This window comes from Xylocopilactobacillus apis (genome assembly GCF_033095965.1).
In the GTDB taxonomy this organism is placed as follows: Bacteria; Bacillota; Bacilli; order Lactobacillales; family Lactobacillaceae; genus Xylocopilactobacillus; species Xylocopilactobacillus apis.
The window spans coordinates 1,559,493-1,577,928 of the sequence record NZ_AP026801.1 but is presented as its reverse complement, the minus strand read 5'-3'; the positions used below and the strand labels follow the sequence as shown (position 1 = coordinate 1,577,928).

General features: G+C 34.0%; 12 protein-coding genes and 1 pseudogene. 4 read left to right on the top strand and 9 right to left on the bottom strand.

What is annotated here, in order from left to right:
* Positions 1–37: 37 nt before the first annotated feature.
* Both R8749_RS07450 and R8749_RS07445 read left to right on the top strand, forming a co-directional pair.
* Positions 38–205, top strand: coding sequence for a hypothetical protein (locus R8749_RS07450; RefSeq protein WP_317695529.1), 168 nt, complete (start codon positions 38–40; stop codon positions 203–205).
* Positions 171–3,071 (top strand): BspA family leucine-rich repeat surface protein, encoded by a 2,901-nt coding sequence (locus tag R8749_RS07445; RefSeq protein WP_317695528.1) that lies wholly within the window; start codon positions 171–173, stop codon positions 3,069–3,071. The genes R8749_RS07450 and R8749_RS07445 overlap by 35 nt, the downstream gene beginning before the upstream one ends.
* 354 nt (positions 3,072–3,425) lie before the next feature.
* On the opposite strand, the gene R8749_RS07440 is transcribed toward R8749_RS07445, so the two are convergent.
* From R8749_RS07440 to ptcA, 7 genes and pseudogenes are all read right to left on the bottom strand, one after another.
* A complete protein-coding gene (locus R8749_RS07440; RefSeq protein WP_317695526.1) occupies positions 3,426–4,235 on the bottom strand; it encodes a MurR/RpiR family transcriptional regulator in 810 nt (269 codons plus the stop codon).
* A gap of 13 nt (positions 4,236–4,248) precedes the next feature.
* A pseudogene (gene aguA / locus R8749_RS07435) lies at positions 4,249–5,336 on the bottom strand (agmatine deiminase).
* A 75-nt stretch (positions 5,337–5,411) separates the two neighbouring features.
* On the bottom strand, positions 5,412–6,350 hold the full coding sequence (gene arcC / locus R8749_RS07430; protein ID WP_317695524.1) for a carbamate kinase: 939 nt from the start codon (positions 6,348–6,350) through the stop codon (positions 5,412–5,414).
* Positions 6,351–6,360: 10 nt separating this feature from the next.
* Positions 6,361–7,458, bottom strand: coding sequence for an agmatine deiminase (aguA, locus tag R8749_RS07425; protein ID WP_317695522.1), 1,098 nt, complete (start codon positions 7,456–7,458; stop codon positions 6,361–6,363).
* Between the two features lie 183 nt (positions 7,459–7,641).
* Positions 7,642–7,788 (bottom strand): amidohydrolase family protein, encoded by a 147-nt coding sequence (locus tag R8749_RS07420; protein WP_317695520.1) that lies wholly within the window; start codon positions 7,786–7,788, stop codon positions 7,642–7,644.
* Between the two features lie 265 nt (positions 7,789–8,053).
* Positions 8,054–9,442: an MATE family efflux transporter gene (locus R8749_RS07415; RefSeq protein ID WP_317695518.1), complete on the bottom strand. Its 1,389-nt coding sequence runs from the start codon at positions 9,440–9,442 to the stop codon at positions 8,054–8,056.
* Positions 9,443–9,462: 20 nt separating this feature from the next.
* On the bottom strand, positions 9,463–10,497 hold the full coding sequence (gene ptcA / locus R8749_RS07410; RefSeq protein WP_317695516.1) for a putrescine carbamoyltransferase: 1,035 nt from the start codon (positions 10,495–10,497) through the stop codon (positions 9,463–9,465).
* Between the two features lie 364 nt (positions 10,498–10,861).
* Between ptcA and R8749_RS07405 the strand changes: the two genes are divergently transcribed.
* Positions 10,862–12,259: an APC family permease gene (locus tag R8749_RS07405; RefSeq protein WP_317695514.1), complete on the top strand. Its 1,398-nt coding sequence runs from the start codon at positions 10,862–10,864 to the stop codon at positions 12,257–12,259.
* A 164-nt stretch (positions 12,260–12,423) separates the two neighbouring features.
* Positions 12,424–15,642 (top strand): BspA family leucine-rich repeat surface protein, encoded by a 3,219-nt coding sequence (locus tag R8749_RS07400; RefSeq protein ID WP_317695512.1) that lies wholly within the window; start codon positions 12,424–12,426, stop codon positions 15,640–15,642.
* A gap of 823 nt (positions 15,643–16,465) precedes the next feature.
* Here R8749_RS07400 and R8749_RS10840 read toward each other — a convergent pair.
* Together R8749_RS10840 and R8749_RS10835 are read right to left on the bottom strand one after the other, a co-directional pair.
* Entirely contained in the window at positions 16,466–16,615 is a 150-nt protein-coding gene (locus tag R8749_RS10840; RefSeq protein WP_425613189.1) for a putative holin-like toxin, read from the bottom strand.
* Positions 16,616–17,968: 1,353 nt separating this feature from the next.
* Positions 17,969–18,049 carry a putative holin-like toxin gene (locus R8749_RS10835; RefSeq protein ID WP_425613228.1) on the bottom strand — a complete coding sequence of 27 codons (81 nt, stop codon included), beginning with the start codon at positions 18,047–18,049 and terminating at the stop codon, positions 17,969–17,971.
* Between the last annotated feature and the right edge of the window lie 387 nt (positions 18,050–18,436).

Genomic DNA, 18,436 nt, shown 5'->3' with positions numbered 1-18,436 from the left:
AACTTTGTATAAATAAATCAATTTAGGGAGTGAGTTTATGAACAAGTTAGTCAAAAGATTAGGATATTTAGCTGTACTTATAGTAAGTATTGCGACTATCGGGATTCTTTTAAATAATAAACAAGCGAGTAAGGCAGCAGATTTTCCACAGAATACCGCAAATGTAAATAATGGTAGCGTTTCCAGGGGGGGGGCGTTTAGTTAATAATGTTGGATCTAGTTTTGTAGATCCATTTCAAAAAGATTCACCCCCTAAGACCAAACCAAAAAATAACCTAACACCGCGTGAAGCAGGCACTGTTGTTAGTGCTAATAATTTTCGTTTAACGGCAAATAGTCAAATTGTTAATAATCAAAGTTCGATAATATTAGATTGGGATGCCGTACCAGATGTTGCTGATGGTTATATTGTAGAACGTACAAATGACGGAGTTAATTGGATTAATCCTCCAACGAATTATGGAAAAAGGATAAATATTCTTAATGTTTATCCAGTTAATGGTAATTTTTTAAAATCTTGGATGGATCAAATTGACCCCAGTACAGGTCAACCTGTTTCAATGGGATTAATAAATATAATCCCGGTAGCTTTGAGTGATTTTATTACTAACCCGGATGGTTATCTAAAAGATGCTAGTGGCAATTACAAATATGATGGAATTTATTTTGGCTCATCTGACGGAAATAACAATGAAGATATTAATACTCCTACCGTTACGGCAGTAAAAAACTTCGGTCGTACAGGCCGTTCAGTAATTTTTGGTCATGATACAGTCATGAGTGCAGTTCATCCATATTTTAATAATTTTGCGTCAGAACTAGGAATCAGATTATTACCTAATATTGATGATATGTCCCAAAATGATGATCGTTTTGGTTCAAATGTTGTTAAGTTTTCTGATAAAGAAAAAAATGGTTATTTAGCCAAATATCCTTATTTATTAGATCCTGATGCTGAATATCATATTCAGCCTTCTCATACAGGAGGACAATTTTATCTGTATTCAGGTGGGGGAACGAGATGGATGGAATATTTGCCTCCTTATTATATTTATGGGAGTTCAGGAGTTCCTACAGTTGAACATTATTTAGATACAGGAGGCAATCGAGCTTGGAGTGATAACGGACAACGAATTGGTGATAATAATGCTTATTTAATCACAAAAAATAATTATGCAGTAATTCAAACGGGGCATACAACAGGTGCTTGTACCCCGGACGAAGCCAAAATCATTGCAAATATGGTTTATTTTACGAGTACTTTAAATACAACAACTCATGGAGAGGATCATACAGTAAAGGACAGTTCTGCGCCAAATGTTCCTCAGATTACAACTAATTCATTTGTGAATGATCAATTAGTGGTTAATGTAAATACAGCGGATAATCCTACCAATTATTTCTATCGGATTAAGGCCAAAACTTCAACAGCAGATAAATATTCTGATTTAGTAAAAGTACCGATTTTATCAGGTTTTAAAGGATATGTTTATTCTATAGATAATAATCCTGTAGGATCACCAACAGTAAATAAAAATTCATCTGGAGAAGTAACAAACATTAATCTTAATCCAACATCTGCAACAGATAATCATGGAAACATTACGTTTAATCGTAATTCAGATGCAGGGAGGTATCTTCACATTGTAGCAGTAGATAAAGCAGATAATGTTTCTGCAGTGAAAACAGTCAGCATTTCAGATTACTTTTGGTGGAAATATGAAACGGGAACGTTAACAATCTATCCGCATCAACTAAATGCAACAGTTGATACAACAACTCAGGATTGGGATTCGATTCCTGGCATCTTTTATCGCTTATGGCCTTGGGAGCAATATAGATCAGACATTACTAAGGTTGTGATTAATCCAGGAGTCTCAGCGGTTGGAAACATGTCACATTTCTTTTATAATTTTAACAATCTGACTTCGATTGAAGGTCTGACAAATCTTGATACCAGTCAAGTAACCAGTTTTGACAGCTTTTTTTCTAAATGTTATAAACTTACGAGTATTGATGTCTCTCACTTTGATACAAGAAATTGTATTGATATGAGTTTGATGTTTAATGAGATGATGTCTCTGACTAATCTGGATGTCAGTCATTTTATTACGACAAAAGTTACTAATATGCGGGCAATGTTTCAAAGTGCAACATCTTTAACTCAACTTGTGTTAAATAATTTTAATACAAGTTCTGTAGTTGATATGGGTCACATGTTTAACAACGATCATTTATTGAAGAAGATCGATATGAGTAGTTTTAATACTAGTAACGTTGAAATAATGATGTGGATGTTTGGTCATTTAGATAATATTACTAGTTTAGATTTATCTAATTTTGATACTAGTAAAGTTACTACAGTATATGAGATGTTTAAATCTGATCCTAAATTATGGAAGTTGAAATTAGGACCTAATACCAAACTGTATACGGGAGAAGATTTAGGATTAGATGATCCAAATCCGGGGACTCAAATTGATGATTTAGACAATCCAACACCAGTATACTATGCAACAAATAAACAGTGGCGGGAGGCGTTAACGCCGACATCAGTTCATGCCCCAACAGGAGCAGCAAGGACGGCACTTCAGATTATTAATGATTCGCGAACGAGACATGATGTAAGGACCTACGTTTGGGATCAGGTTGGAACGCAGACATTAACTTCAACACCAGGAAGCATTGATCTAGGTACCCACGCAGGCTACTTAAGGAATAAGGAATATGTCAGTGCAGCACAGAATCTAAAAATTACGGATAACCGAAACGTGAGAACTGGAAAGCGGTGGCATGTGGAAGCTGCAGTCACAAATCCGTTTAAGCTGACAACAGATTCAACGAAGGTTATTAGAGGTAATCCATTGTATTATCGAAATACAACAACGGGGGCAGTGACGCACCTCCTTTCAACAGCACAAACGCTTCACAGCGAGATCGCTACGAGTAACTATCAAGATATTAAAAATTATCCTTGGAGCTTAAGATTTAAGGCAAGTCCAAGTGATATACCGAAAGCTGGGAGATATAACGCAACAGTTACGTTCACCTTGGTAAATGATACTCCTTGATCGATCAAGATAAGAAGAATTAAACAAAAAATCAAATTATTAATTTATCAACTTTGGTTTTGTACGATTATAGTACGTATATTAAATCAAAACATTTGAATATATTGTGATCACTATAGAGATGACATTCTGACTGAATTTTTGCGTCAGAAGTTTCAATTTACTTATTACGTCTTTGACAAAATAACAATGGAAAATAATCAATTTTCTTTGAAAATGATTTAGTTTTTCGATCGAATCTTTCTATTTATTGAGGAAAGTATCTATTTCAAGTGCCAAAAAACTAGAAGATAGGTTGAACAAAATAGAGACCATATTTGCAGGATAATATAAAAAAAGCTTCATTAAGAAGCTTTAATTAATAATTGAATCAATTGAGGGTTTATTTAGATCTTTATATTCCCAATATTGGTAAAGAAGGAGTTCCATGATAATAATCATTGAAACATTTGAGGTCATTTCGACTCCTTGAATCGTGATTTCATCAGTGAACAAATATAAATTAATATCACTCAAATTTTGAATCGTGTTGTTATTTGCACCAGTAATTGAAATTATTGAGGAATAACTAGTTTGAGTTTTAATTTTTTGAATTATTTGGATTAACTCTTTATCTTCCCCAGTATAGTCAAAGATGAAAATTAGATCATCTTTTTTGATATTTCGATAAGCCCATTGCCTTTGTTCATGGTTATGAGGCGTTACGACAATAAAATCATTTAGGGTATACAAATATTCGATATAAGATGTTGTATTTTTACTTAATCCCTTGGCGTAAAAGAATAATTTAGGATTTAATGATAGTTTTTTACAGATTTGTAGTAGTTTTCTTTCGTCTAAAACCCGAACGGTTTCTTCAAGATTTTTGAGGTATTCATTTCGGTATTTAGATTGTTTTTGGGTAAAAGTAACACTCGTCTTATTGTAATCTTTATTATTTAAAACCGTATATTTGATGACAGTTGAAAATTCACTGTACCCTGAAAAACCAATTTTTCGAACAAATCTTAAAAAAGTGGTGGTAGATACAAAACATTCTGCTGAAACTTCACGAATACTTTTATGCTGGACATCAGTTAAATTTTTAACAACATAGTCTAACAGTGAATATTCGCTTTTTGTAAGTTTATTTATATTTGGCTGAATAACTTCAAAAAAGTTCAATATTAGATCCCCCTCATTTCGGTACACCAAGAACTATTGAGTGAATGTTACCACCACCTAATAAGAGTTCTCTTGTATAAATAGGTTCAATTTTGCGGTCAGGAAAAAGTTTTTGATATTGATCAATTGCTTCTTGATCGTGTGGATCATCAAAAATAGGAAGTATTACAGCGTCATTTGCTAAGTAGCAATTGATGTATGAAGCAGTTAATCGATCTCCTGGTTTACGCGGGAGAAGGCCATTGACTGGATCAATGTAATTGTTTTCAGCTTCATTTGCTAAAAGAATTTTTGGCAATTGAACTTTGTTAATTTTAAATTTACGCCCTTTTGCATCAGTTTCTCTGCTTAAAATATCAAGGGCTTCATTAGTTATTTTACACATTGGATCAGTTAAATCATCTGTCCAGTTAAGGGCAATTTCACCGGGTCGAATAAAAGTGGCTATATTATCGATATCACCATTAGTTTCATCCATAAAATATCCGTGTTTAAGCCAAATTATTTTGGTAACATTTAAATATTTTTTGAGAATCGTTTCAACTTTAGCTTTAGAAATTTGGTTATTGCGCCCTTCGGACAATACAGATTCTTCAACTGCAAGAAGTGTCCCTTCACCATCTGTTTGATATCCGCAGCCTTCTAATACAAAATTAACATCATAGTAATCTAACTCATCTAATTCGCTGAGTTTTTGGGTAACTAGGTCGTCTTGGTCCCAAGGGAAATACAGACCATCGACTAAACCCCCCAAGCATTAAATTTCCAATTAACAATTCTTGTTTTTCCTTTATTATTAGTAAGATAAGTTGGTCCAATATCTCTAATCCAAGCATCATTGTAACTCATTTCAATTAGACGTACTGAGTCAGGCAGCATTGAACGCGCATTTTTATATTGGTCTTGTTGAACCAACATGGTTATCGGTTCGTACTTGCTGATAGTTGAAGCAATTTCAGCAAATAATTTTTGGGCAGGTTTACCGCCTTTCCGCCAATTATCAGGGCGTTTAGGCCACATCATATATGATTTAGAATGGGGATACCATTCGGGTACTAAGTAAAAATTATCTTTTTTTGGATCAGAGTTAATTAATTTCATGAATTCCTCGTAATTTATTGATTTGCCCTTATAAATAAATAAGGCTGGAAAATATCCAACCTTATTTTAATACATTTATTTAGCAGTTATTTTGGTTCCTTCAGTTCCTTTAATTATTTCAGAAACATCTTCCAAAGCTCCGATAACTGCTGGATTACCAGTTTGATCAACGAAATCAACAGCAGCTTGAACTTTCGGAAGCATACTTCCTGCTGCAAATTCATGAGCGTCAATATGAGTATGAAGTTCAGAAGCAGTTACATTTTTGACTTCTTTTTGATCAGGTTTGCCAAAGTTATAGAAAACACCACCAACAGAAGTTAAAATTATTAATTCGTCTGCTTTAACCAATTGAGCAATTTTAGAAGCACTAAAGTCTTTGTCGATTACCGCTTCTTTGCCAATTAGCTGATCTCCGTGTTTTACAACTGGGATTCCGCCGCCGCCGGAAACGATAGGAACGATTCCAGCTTCAACAACCTTTTGAATTGCTTCATATTCATTTATTACAAGAGGTTTAGGGGAGGGAACAACTCTTCGATAACCGCGTCCTGAATCTTCGACAAGCTGCCAATCCGGATGATCATCTTTAATCTTCTTAACCTCTTCCTCAGTATAAAAAGGACCAATTGGTTTTGATGGCTTTTTAAAAGCTGGATCATTTTCATCAACAATTGTTTGAGTAACAATTGAAATAACATCACGTTTGATCTTATTTTCAGCTAATTCAGTATTTAGTGCATTTTCAAACCAATAACCAATACTTCCCTGGGTCATTGCCCCACAAGTATCAAGAGGCATTGCTGGATTATTCTTACTATCAGAGTTCATCTGCTGAAGTAACAAGTTTCCAACTTGTGGACCATTACCATGAGTAATAATTAATTGGTCACCATTTTTAATAAAATTAACAAGTTCATGAGCAGTTTTTCTAACTGCTTCCATTTGTGCTTTAGCAGATGCATCGCTTGAAAGGATTGCATTACCGCCTAATGCTACAACAATTTTTGCCAAATTTTTCCTCCTATTCAGCGTTCGGTACTTGTTGAGTAATACAATGAATATTTCCGCCGCCTAATAAGATTTCGCGAGCAGGAACCCCAACGATTTTACGATCAGGATATGCTTTTTGCAGTGTTTCTTTTGCTTTTTCATCATTTGGATCACCAAACAATGGGAAGACGATTCCACCATTAGCAGTGTAATAGTTAACATAACTAGCAGCAAGACGATCGCCCTCTTGTCTAGGTAATGTACCATCAACTGCATCAACGCCTTCACTTTCTTCTTTAGTGATCAATACTGGTTTTGGAACGTAAAGTTTGTCGACTTGGATTTTTCTTCCTTTAGCATCAGTAGAGTTGGTTAAAATATCATAATTTTCTTTAGAAATTTCATACTGAGGATCATCCTTGTCATCAGTCCAAGCTAAGAGAATATGTCCTGGTTCAACGTAATTGGCGATGTTATCAACATGTCCGTTAGTCTCGTCGTTGTAGATTCCCTTTTTCAACCAAATAATTTTTTCAAGATTGAGATATTCTTTTAGAATATTTTCAATTTGTTCTTTACTCAGTTGAGGATTCCTTCCTTGTGATAAAAGACATTCTTCAGTAGTGATTAATGTTCCTTCACCATCAACATGAATAGATCCGCCTTCGAGAGTGAAATCATCTAAACGATAACGATCAGTTCTTTCAATTTCGGTTACTTTTTGAGCAACACGGTCATCTTTATCCCAAGGGAAGTATAATCCGTCAACTAAACCACCCCAAGCATTAAAATGCCAATCGACACCGCGCATTTTACCGTTATCATTAACAACAAAAGTTGGTCCACAATCACGAATCCATGAGTCGTCATTTGAGATCTCAACAACTTCAACTTCATCAGGAAGCATATGACGAGCATTTGCATATTGTTCGTCAGATACACCAACAGTTACATGTTCAAATTCAGAAATTGCTTTTGCAACATTTACGAATGTGTGCTGTGCAGGTTTTGCACCATCACGCCAGTTATCTGGACGTTCTGGCCAAAGGATGTAAACTCCTTTATGAGGCTCAAATTCACCAGGCATTCTAAATCCATCTTTTTTTGGTGATGATTGTAATGTTTTCATTTTGTTACCTTTCTTTAAATATTGGTTCTTTTACGAAACTATAATAAATCTGACTTTAACGAAGAAAATTAAAACTTTGGCATTGTTTTAAAAGAGATATTATTTTGGATAAATTATTAAGGAGATGTTTTTTATAAAATTGGTTTTTCTTGTTAATTGACTTATTTAGTTTCTTTAATAAATTTATTTTTGGTAAATAATTTTACCATTAACCATTGTCATAACAGCCTGAGTTTTATAGATGTCTTCAGGCTTAGATTCTAAAATATTTGTATCTAAGACAGCGATATCAGCTAATTTTCCTGATTTTATGGTTGCTGTCTTAAGCACCGTAAGTTTAATTGATCTTGATAATTAGTAAATGTCCCATCTTTAGGTCAAAAGTCAACTTTAATATTTTTATAACTATCTTTTAATTAGGATAAAACACATTGGTATTAAAAATTTAATTTAGTATCTAACATTAAGAGGTTTGTTTTAATTATGAATGTAAAAGTAAGTAAATGGTACAAGTAGTTTTAAAGAGGTGACCTAAAACATAAGTGAGCACAACATGATTTATATAATAATAAATTCTCCCCCAATTTTTTATCAATTAATTTATGCGTAATTCTTTCACTTCTTTTTTTAAATTATCAATTTCTTTTTTCCACAAAATTAATGAAACAATAAATACAATTACGTCTGCGATAGGTTGACTATACCAAGCCCCGTTTGCTCCAAATATGGCGTTTAAGATTAATAAAAGCGGAGTGGCAATAATTAAAAATTTTATGATTCCTAAGAAGTTTGAAATTTTAATTTTATTAATAGCCTGATAGTAACCAGACAAAATATTAACAGTCGAACCCAAAGCCGTGAATCCAACCATAATTATTGATGTTGACATAGTCATCTTCATTAATTGAGTATCAGATCCCGCAAAAATAGTTACTAAAGGACGCGAGAAAACAGCGTAAAGTAAAGTAATTGCAGCAATTACAACAATATTAGACAAAATACTAATGTTAAGTAACTGACGAACTCGATCAAACAGTTTTGCACCGTAGTTATAGCTAGCGATCGGCTGCATCCCTTGGGTTAATGAAACAGTAATAGTATTGAAAATGTAAAAAATATAACCATTGACAATACCAAAAGCTGCAACATCGACACTTGTACCATTTTTTCCTAAGATAATATTCATCACCCAAGTAAAAATAGAGCTTGAAATTGTAATTACAAAATAAGGAATCGAAATTTTGATATCATCGAGAATTGTTTTCCAATCAAAGTTAAAATCAAATTTAATTTTCAATTTTGTTTTTGAAAAAATGAAGTAAAAAATTCCTGTAAAGAAAAGACCGATTGACATACCGTAATAAATTCCAACAGCAACGATGCCCCATTTAGCTATAAAAACTCCGTAATACAATTCGAGAATTGAAATTAAAGCAGATAATGACATAATCCAACTGCTTAATCCCGGCTGTTCATCAACTCTAAGCATACTAACAATCATTTGACCTGTTATGGAAAAAGGATATCCTACCATAAATATTCTGATAAATGTTGCAGCTGCTTGGTGAGTTTCAGCTTGAGCGCCTAAAAGACTAGCAATACCAGAAGCATTAAAGCCAATTATCAACGCAAGTAAAATTGAAATAATTAAAGTGAACCAAAAACCGTCGGAGAAGACTTTTTGTGAACGTTCAACATTTCCTTTTCCTTTGTCTAAAGCAGAAACGGTGCTGACACCAATCCCTAAACCTCCGCCCAATCCAGTACTCAGTAATTCTAAAGGCATAATTACACTGACAGTGGCTAGACCTAAGGATCCAAGTCCTTGCCCAATGAAAATGCCTTCTAAAATAACCATGATGGCTTGGGCTATCTGTCCGATTAATGTGAGAGAACCATACTTGAAGAATAATCTATTAATGCTGCTTGTTGCTAATTCTTGGTTATTTAGCGCCCCATTTTCGTGATCAAGCTCATTATCCATAGTTATCGTTCTGCTTGAATTTAACGAGTTGAGTTATCAACTAAGTTTAAAATCATTTCCTTTAATTTTGGATCATTTAAATCATCGAGCTGTTTTTCAGTGTAGTTCATTGATGGAGCAAGTAAATAAACTAGTAATGCACGAATTGATGTCAAACGATTTTCTGCTTCATCCCAAGCAATAGATGCAGGTGAATCTAAGACTGCATCAGTAACTTCTTCACCGCGGTTTGCTGGAAGACAGTGCATGAACATTGCATGACTTGCTGCTTTTGCCATTAATTCTTCGCTAACCTGATATTTAGGATAGAAGATTTTCATTCTTTCATCATATGAAAGTGGTGATTCATATAAGCCATACCAAACGTCAGTATATACAAAATCTGCATCCTTCATAGCTTCATCAGCATTTTCTGTTACTTCAACAGTTCCGCCTGATAATTCACAATTTTTCTTCGCAATTGCAAGACTTTCTTCTGGAATTTGGTAGCCTTTAGGTCCAAATTGAACGAAGTGCATTCCCATCTTAGATGCGATAAACATTAATGAAACACATACTTGAGTAGCGTCTCCGACGAATACTACTTTACAATCGCTTAATTTCTTACCAGCAGGTAAGTGTTCAGCCATCGTTGTTATGTCTCCAATTTCTTGAGTTGGGTGATTGTAATCGCTCATACCATTTAAAACTGGGACTGTAGCAGTTTCAGCTAATTTTTGAACGGTTTCATGTTTAGCAACACGAGCCATTAAAACATCAACTAAACGTGATAGTACAATTGCCGTGTCGCCTAATGATTCACTTTCAGCACTTCCCAAGTGAATTTGGCCTGGAGCAAGATATTGTGAATGACCTCCTAATTGAGTCATTGCAGTTTCAAAAGCAACTCTAGTTCTAGTTGAGGATTCTTCAAAAATCATTCCCAAAGTTCTGTTAGGTAAAAGGTTAGGATAGTTTCCTCTTTTGATATTACGTTTAATTTGAATTCCAAGATTAATTAAATATTGGATTTCCTCTCTCGTATAAGTATTAGTATCAATAAAATCGCGTTTCATAAATAAATCCTTTCAAATGTTTTCGTTAAGACCATTTGTTTTCTTAACCATATTTAATATAAAATGTGAAAGCGATTAAATAAAGGTGATAACGCTTAATTGAATTCAAGCAAAATAATCATGTAGTTTGTTACATTTTGCGTAACAAACAAAAATAAGTGCATATTCTGCTTGATAATAAGATTTATTTTAAAAAATGTATCAAATTCCGCAAAATAAAACAAAATACATGGTAGTTGTTATTTGATCAGAATCAAAGAAAGCCCTTTCTGTTGGAGGATAGATTATTTATACTTTATAACTGTATTTAGTTTGCGATCGAGTTAAAAAATATGCAGACTGTTTGAAAGGGGAACTCAAAGATATGCCTAAAAAGAAAAAATTTAGCCTCATGAGTGCTGTTTTATCAGTTATTTGTGTGGTTTTTGTTGCTGAAGCAGCAGCTCCTGTGGCATCGATAGGAAATTCACAATTTTTTTGGTGGATTTTTCTATTAGTATTATTTTTATTACCATATGGTCTTATTTCTTCCGAACTAGGGACCACTTATATTGGAGAGGGTGGTTTATACGATTGGATTACAAAGGCATTTGGGCATAAATGGGGATCAAGAGCGGCTTGGTACTATTGGATTAATTTTCCGCTTTGGTTAGCATCACTAGCTGTCATGTGTCCGGGGTTAATTGAAACAATTTTTGGTATTAAACTAGGAACTTGGACCGGTGTTTTAATCGAATTAATTTTCATTTGGCTGATTATTTGGATTAGTTTCTATCCAGTTAGTGATAGTGTTTGGATTCTAAACACTGCGGCAATTATTAAAATGACATTAGCTATTTTGATTGGTGTTTTAGGAATTTACACGGCCTTAACTAAAGGAATGGCTAATCAATTTACTCTTAAGAGTATGCTGCCAACTTTTGATCTGCACAGTTTATCTTTTGTTTCAGTAATAATATTTAATTTGTTAGGATTTGAAGTTATCTGTACGATGGCTGATCAGATGGAAAATCCTACCAAACAGATTAAACAATCAATTATTATTGGTGGGATTGTAATTGCGGCAATTTATATTTTTTCGGCATTTGGAATCGGAGTAGCTATTCCAACCGATAAGATTAATACCGGAAGCGGTTTGATGGATGCCTTTAAATTATTGCTTGGAACAGATACTGGCTGGTTCATTAGCATCATTGCACTGCTGTTCATGCTGACTTTATTCGGTAATATGATTTCTTGGTCATTTGGGGTCAACAGTGTTGCTTCTTATGCAGCAGAAAACGGAGATTTGCCTAGTGTATTTGCTAAAAAATCTCCAAAGAATCAAATGCCAAACGGGGCTTCGATTATGAATGGTGTAATTGCGTCAGTAATTGTTGTAGTAGCGCCACTGTTGCCTAGTCAAGATTTATTCTGGTCATTCTTCTCATTAAACTTAGTAATGTTAATGTTAGCTTATATTCCAATTTTTCCAGCTTTCTTAAAACTTAGAAAAATTGATCCAGATACTCCAAGACCTTTTAAAGTTAGTGGAAATAATACGTTCTTACATATATTAGCTTATGTTCCAGTTGCATTAATTGTCATTGCATTAATCTTTACTGCAGTTCCATTAGACTTTAGTAAAAGCAGTCTGACAGAGCAGCTGCCTATATTTATTGGAACAATTATAATGGTAATTATTGGTGAGATAATTATTAAAGTTAAAAAGGTTACAAAAGAGGGAAATACTAGAGAAGACATCAATGACGACTCTAAATAATAATTTTAGTTTTTAAAAATAACAAAGCAGCTAACAGCAAGAAAATTGCGAGTTAGTTGCTTTTTTTTTGAAAAAAATTTTATGAAAAACAGAATTGATAAAATCCACTTTTTGATATAATAAATTTAACTTTGTATAAATAAATCAATTTAGGGAGTGAGTTTATGAACAAGTTAATCAAAAGATTAGGATATTTAATAGTCGCAATAGTAAGTATTGCAGCTATTGGAATTGTTTTAAACAATAAACAAGCGAGTAAAGCAGCAGATTTCCCACAGAATACCGCAAGTATAAATAATGGTAGCGTTTCCAGGGGGGGGCGTTTAGCTAATAATGTTGGATCTATTTTTTTAGATCCACTTCAACGAACGTCACTTCCTAAACTTCAAATTAAATCGAAAATCACAACTAAAGATGGCTCTAACATACTTAGTTCTGGAGAGATTGTAAAAAATGGAGATTTTAGCTTAACTGCTGAAGGTCACTATAATCCAACTCAAAGCTGGGTTCATTTGGAGTGGGATACAGTACCTGATCGAACAGATGGATACGTTGTTCAGAAAACAACTAATCCAACAATTCCCTCTGATGATACCTCTTGGGATATAGCCCCAACTAATTACGGGAAGCACATAAAAATTTTAAATGTTTATCCAGAAGCACCTCGTGAAGGTAATTATTTAAAGTCTTGGATGGATCAACTTGATCCAAATACCGGACAACCGGTATCAATGGGATTAATTGATGTTACTCCTGTATCATTATCTCAATTTAACGCTAATCCAGATGGATATCTAAAGGATTCCACTGGTAGTTATAAATATGATGGATTGTTTTTTGGATCGTCAGATTATAATGGTAGTTTAGAACAAGATATCAACGTTGCGGCACAGCAAGCGACCGCTAGTTTTGGAAATACTGGGAGATCTTTGATTTTTGGACATGATACGGTTTTAGGTAATGCCGGATGGTCTCATCCTAATTTTCATAAATTTTCTTCAGATTTAGGGGTAATTTTAGATACAGATATACTTGTTGCTGGTGGAAGTTATGAAAACGACATGTATTTATCAAATCGGGTAAAGTTTTCGACATACGGTCCACTAGGAATTTATCCTTATAAATTGGATCCTAATGCAATTTATGATATTACTTGGAGCCACACTGCTGGACAATACCTTCTCTCCACTGGAGGTGCAACTCGTTGGATGCAATTTACTCAAAGCACAACATCTCCAACTTTAAATCCGCCAGGATATGCATATGATAGCAGTCATAAAATTATCGGTGATAATAATTGGTATTTAATAACTAGAAATAACTATGCAATGATTCAAACCGGTCATACTACAGGGGGTTGTACGCCTGATGAAGCTAAAATTATTACTAATATGGTTTATTATACAAGTACGTTAACGTTGTCATCTCCAGGTGATGATCATACGGTAAACGATATTACTCCACCGGATGTGCCAACAAGTGTTGTAACAAAAACTGGGGATAATTCTATCAATGTAAATTTCAATACTAAAGATAACCCCACTAATTATTTTTATCGAATTAAAGCAAAAACTTCTTCAACTACTAAATATTCAGATGTTGTTAAGTTACCTATTTTAAGTGGATTTAAAGGTTATGTTTATTCACTGGATGATAATCCTACAGGGGCACCCAAAGTTAATAAAAATCCTATAACTGGTGAAGTAACAAATATTAATCTCAATCCAACATCAGCAACAGATAATCATGCGAATCTTACGTTTAATCGTAATCCTGATGCAGGTAAATACCTGCATATTGTTGCAGTGGATAATTCAAATAATGTATCAGCGGTTAAAACTGTCAGTCTTTCAGACTATCTGTGGTGGAAATACGAAAGTGGAACGTTAACCATCTATCCGCATGTACTAAATGCTAATGTAGATGCTGAAGTTACGAGTCCTGATCCTAATGATCAATACGATGACATCGTTAAATGGCCTTGGGATCAATATTTAACGCAAATTAACACTGTTGAGATTAAGCAGGGAGTAAAGGGTTATCATTCGATTGAACATTTATTCTATGGTCAAACAAACTTAAAGAATATTATCGGTTTGACAAATTTAACTACTACAGGTGTATACAATATGAGTGGAATGTTCAATGGCTGCGCAAATCTTGAAAGCGTTGATTTAAGTTCGTTTGATACTACAAGTGTTGCGAACATGTTTAGGTTTTTCTTAAATTGTAAAAAACTAAAAAATATTGTATATGGTCCTAACTTTAAGACAGGTACTGTATTAACATTTGGAGCAATGTTTTCACATTGTACTTCGTTAACAGATTTTAGTGCAGTAGAACATTTTGATACCAGAAGCGGGACAAGTTTTGATTCGATGTTTATGGATTGTCCGGGGTTAACCCATCTTGATCTAAGCGGCTACTCGACAAACAATGTTGAGTTAATGAGGTGGATGTTTTTTGAAGATCATAATCTAGAGAGTATTAATCTAAATGGTTGGCAGACTCCGAAATTAAAACAAACAGAATCAATGTTCAATGAGTGTTTTAATTTAAAGAAATTAAGTTTAAGTAGTTTTGATGTATCTAGTGTTACCAATTTTCAGTGGATGTTTGCGAGCTGTAATAGTTTGACTACTTTAGATCTTCAAAATTTTAATATTCAACCAACAGCTAACACAAATGGAATTTTAAAAAGCATGCCAAAATTATGGCAACTAACGTTAGGTAATGGAACTAGAATTGGAGCTAATTCCTTATTGAATGATCCAACCCCAGGAACGGCAATTACGGATTTAGACAATCCATCACCAGTATATTACGCAACTAATCCACAGTGGCGGGAGGCATTAACACCAACAACAATTCATGCACCAACGGGTGCAGCAAGGACAGCAGCTCAGATTGCGAGTGATTCATTAACAAGAAATGATGTAAGGACATACGTTTGGGACCAAGTTGGAACGCAGACTTTAGCAGTAACTCCGGGGAATATTGATTTGGGTACTCATGCGGGATACTTGAAGAACAAGGAATACACTAGTTCAGCGCAAAACATCAATGTAACCGACAACAGAAATGTGAGAACAGGTAAGCGATGGCACGTGGAAGCTGCAGTAACAAAACCGTTTAAGCACACAACAGATTCAACAAAGGTCATTAGAGGAAATCCGTTGTATTATCACAATACAACAACGGGAACGACGACCCATCTTCTTCCAACAGCACAAACACTTTATAGTGAAACAGCAACGATTAATTACCAAGACGTTAAGAATTATCCATGGACATTGAGCTTTAAGGCAAGTCCAAGTGATATTCCGAAAGCCGGTACTTACAATGCAACAGTAACCTTCACGTTGATTAACGACACTCCTTAAAATGTTTTTATAAATTTATTTAAGATAAAAACTTTGGGAATACACTGTTAATTTTGTATTTGTTGAAACTATGGAATCTTTAAAATATAGTAGTAGTGTATCAACTAAATACGAATTATGTTGATATTGAATTAGTTTTAAAGATTTGAAACTCATTAAAAAATGTAATTACTTTATATCGAAATACCAATTTTATTGATTTTTTAAGTGTTCCCCGCATCCGCGGGGTGTGAGTGTTTAATATGTTGAACTAAGAATTTAAGTGAATAAGCCGTTTAGTTGGTTTATTTTTTATAATATAATATTTAAAGTGTGCTATTAATTGAAAAGAGTGTTGCTTATGGATAAGTTTTATCTAAATTGGTCATTAAAAAGTCTATTCTTCGGTTTGTTTTTATTGTTTGTTATTCTGGCGTATAGTTCCTTTCTTTTAGGTGATCAGTTTGATTTTGGTCAATCGATCGTATCGTATTTTACAAATATTCCTGTTTTGTCAAATGTAATCATTGTTTTTTTGTTAGTAATGTCTGCGAATTTTTTCAAAATCTATAAAGCTCAAAAATAGAAATAAGAAGTTTATCTATTAAGTTTTAACAGTGAAAATTCCTTTATCAGTGGAACATTATAGACAACGTTTACTTATGCTTTTGTTAACGTACGGTAGTAGTTGAAGTGATTCCAATTTAGATATATAATTTAAGTATAAAAAGAGCCGGTGCGCAAACACCAGCTCAATGTAAGCCGCTTTAAAGGCGGTGGCAATAGTAAGAATTAGATTAACCCTTCCTATAACTGGCCAAAGTTGAATAGGACGGGTTTTTTGTTACTTTTCGTTATGTTTCAAGATGGTTGCAACAAGCAAGCCAAACGAAATCATCAACGAGATAGCTTGAAAAACAGTCAAGCTGACTGCGATCCTTTCTAATAAGATTGTTCCGTATTTCCATACAGCACCACCTCCTTGGAAATTCATGCAGCCACCGCCCATAAAACTTCTCACTCGTTAATTATAACAAAAGGAACAAACGTTCGGCAACAATGTTTCACTGTTTAAAAAAATAAATATTATTTCTATAATCCGTTTGATATAACTATACCAATTATAGACAAATGTGATGCAATGATAACCTTCACTTTAGTAATTACGCTAAAATTTTTTATAAATTATATAAGATAAAAACTTTGAAAATATACTGCTATTTTTTTATTTGTTGAAACTAGGTAGTCTTTAAAATATAGTAATATTGTATCAATTAAATGCCAAGTATGTTGATGCTGAATTAATTTTAAAGATTTGAAACTCATTAAAAAATGTAATTTCTTTATGTCGAAATATCTGTTTTATTGATGTTTTTAAGTGTATTCCCCGCACTCGCGGGGGTGATCCTCTGGGACAAATTCCAACACTTCATCTCGTCTTGTATTCCCCGCACTCGCGGGGGTGATCCTATTACAAAGACGGGCAGCACGTTGATGACGATGTATTCCCCGCACTCGCGGGGGTGATCCCGGGAGCACAATTACAAGAGCTACTAGTTAAGGGTATTCCCCGCACTCGCGGGGGTGATCCTACTTGCACCTAGCTCACAAGCTGAGATGATAAGTATTCCCCGCACTCGCGGGGGTGATCCTGACCTATCCAAAAATATCTGACTGTTCAAGCTGTATTCCCCGCACTCGCGGGGTGATCCTAAAAAATTGTGACTTGTTGGTCTTAGACGACTGTGTTCCCCGCATCCGCGGGGGTGTTAGTGTTTAGTATGTTGAACTAAGAATTTAAGGCAATAAGCCGTTTAGTTGGTTTATTTTTTATAATATAATATTTAAAGTGTGCTATTAATTGAAAAGGGTGTTGCTTATGGATAAGTTTTATCTAAATTGGTCATTAAAAAAGTCCATTCTTCGGTTTGTTTTTATTGTTTGTTATTCTGGCGTATAGTTCCTTTCTTTTAGGTGATCAGTTTGATTTTGGTCAATCGATCGTATCGTATTTTACAAATATTTCTGTTTTGTCAAATGTAATCATTGTTTTTTTGTTAGTAATGTCTGCGAATTTTTTCAAAATCTATAAAGCTCAAAAATAGAAGTAAGAAGTTTATCTATTAAGTTTTATCAGTGGAATATTATAAGACAACATTTACTTATACCTTGGTTAACGTACGGTAGTAGTTGAAGTGACTTTAATTTAGATATATAATTTAAGTATAAAAAGAGCTGGTGCGTAAACACCAGCTCAATGTAAGCCGCTTCAAAGGCGGTGGCAATAATTATAAAACGACTATCCGTCCTATAACCTTACCAAAGTTGAATAGGACGGATTTTTTTGCTACTTTTCGTTATGTTTCAAGATGGTTGCAACAAGCAAGCCAAACGAAATCATCAACGAGATAGCTTGAAAAACAGTCAAGCTGACTGCGATCCTTTCTAACTAAGATTGTTCCGTATTTCCATACAGCACCACCTCCTTGGAAATTCATGCAGCCACCGCCCATAAAACTTCTCACTCGTTAATTATAACAAAAGGAACAAACGTTCGGCAACAATGTTTCACTGTTTCAAAATATTTTCACAAAAATAAATATTATTTCTATAAGTCGGTTTATATAACTATACCAATTATAGACAAATGTGATGCAATGATAACCTTCACTTTAGTAATTACGCTAAAATTTTTTATAAATTATATAAGATAAAAAATTTGAAAATATACTGCTATTTTTTATTTGTTGAAACTAGGTAGTCTTTAAAATATAGTAATATTGTATCAATTAAATGCCAAGTATGTTGATGCTGA

Excerpts from the sequence above, each read along its gene's own strand:
- R8749_RS07400 (WP_317695512.1), top strand. The coding sequence starts at position 12,424 with ATGAACAAGTTAATCAAAAGATTAGGATATTTAATAGTCGCAATAGTA.
- R8749_RS07445 (WP_317695528.1), top strand. The coding sequence starts at position 171 with ATGGTAGCGTTTCCAGGGGGGGGGCGTTTAGTTAATAATGTTGGATCT.
- R8749_RS07415 (WP_317695518.1), bottom strand. The coding sequence starts at position 9,442 with ATGGATAATGAGCTTGATCACGAAAATGGGGCGCTAAATAACCAAGAA.
- R8749_RS10840 (WP_425613189.1), bottom strand. The coding sequence starts at position 16,615 with ATGAATTTCCAAGGAGGTGGTGCTGTATGGAAATACGGAACAATCTTA.
- R8749_RS07405 (WP_317695514.1), top strand. The coding sequence starts at position 10,862 with ATGCCTAAAAAGAAAAAATTTAGCCTCATGAGTGCTGTTTTATCAGTT.
- R8749_RS07450 (WP_317695529.1), top strand. The coding sequence starts at position 38 with ATGAACAAGTTAGTCAAAAGATTAGGATATTTAGCTGTACTTATAGTA.
- ptcA (WP_317695516.1), bottom strand. The coding sequence starts at position 10,497 with ATGAAACGCGATTTTATTGATACTAATACTTATACGAGAGAGGAAATC.
- aguA (WP_317695522.1), bottom strand. The coding sequence starts at position 7,458 with ATGAAAACATTACAATCATCACCAAAAAAAGATGGATTTAGAATGCCT.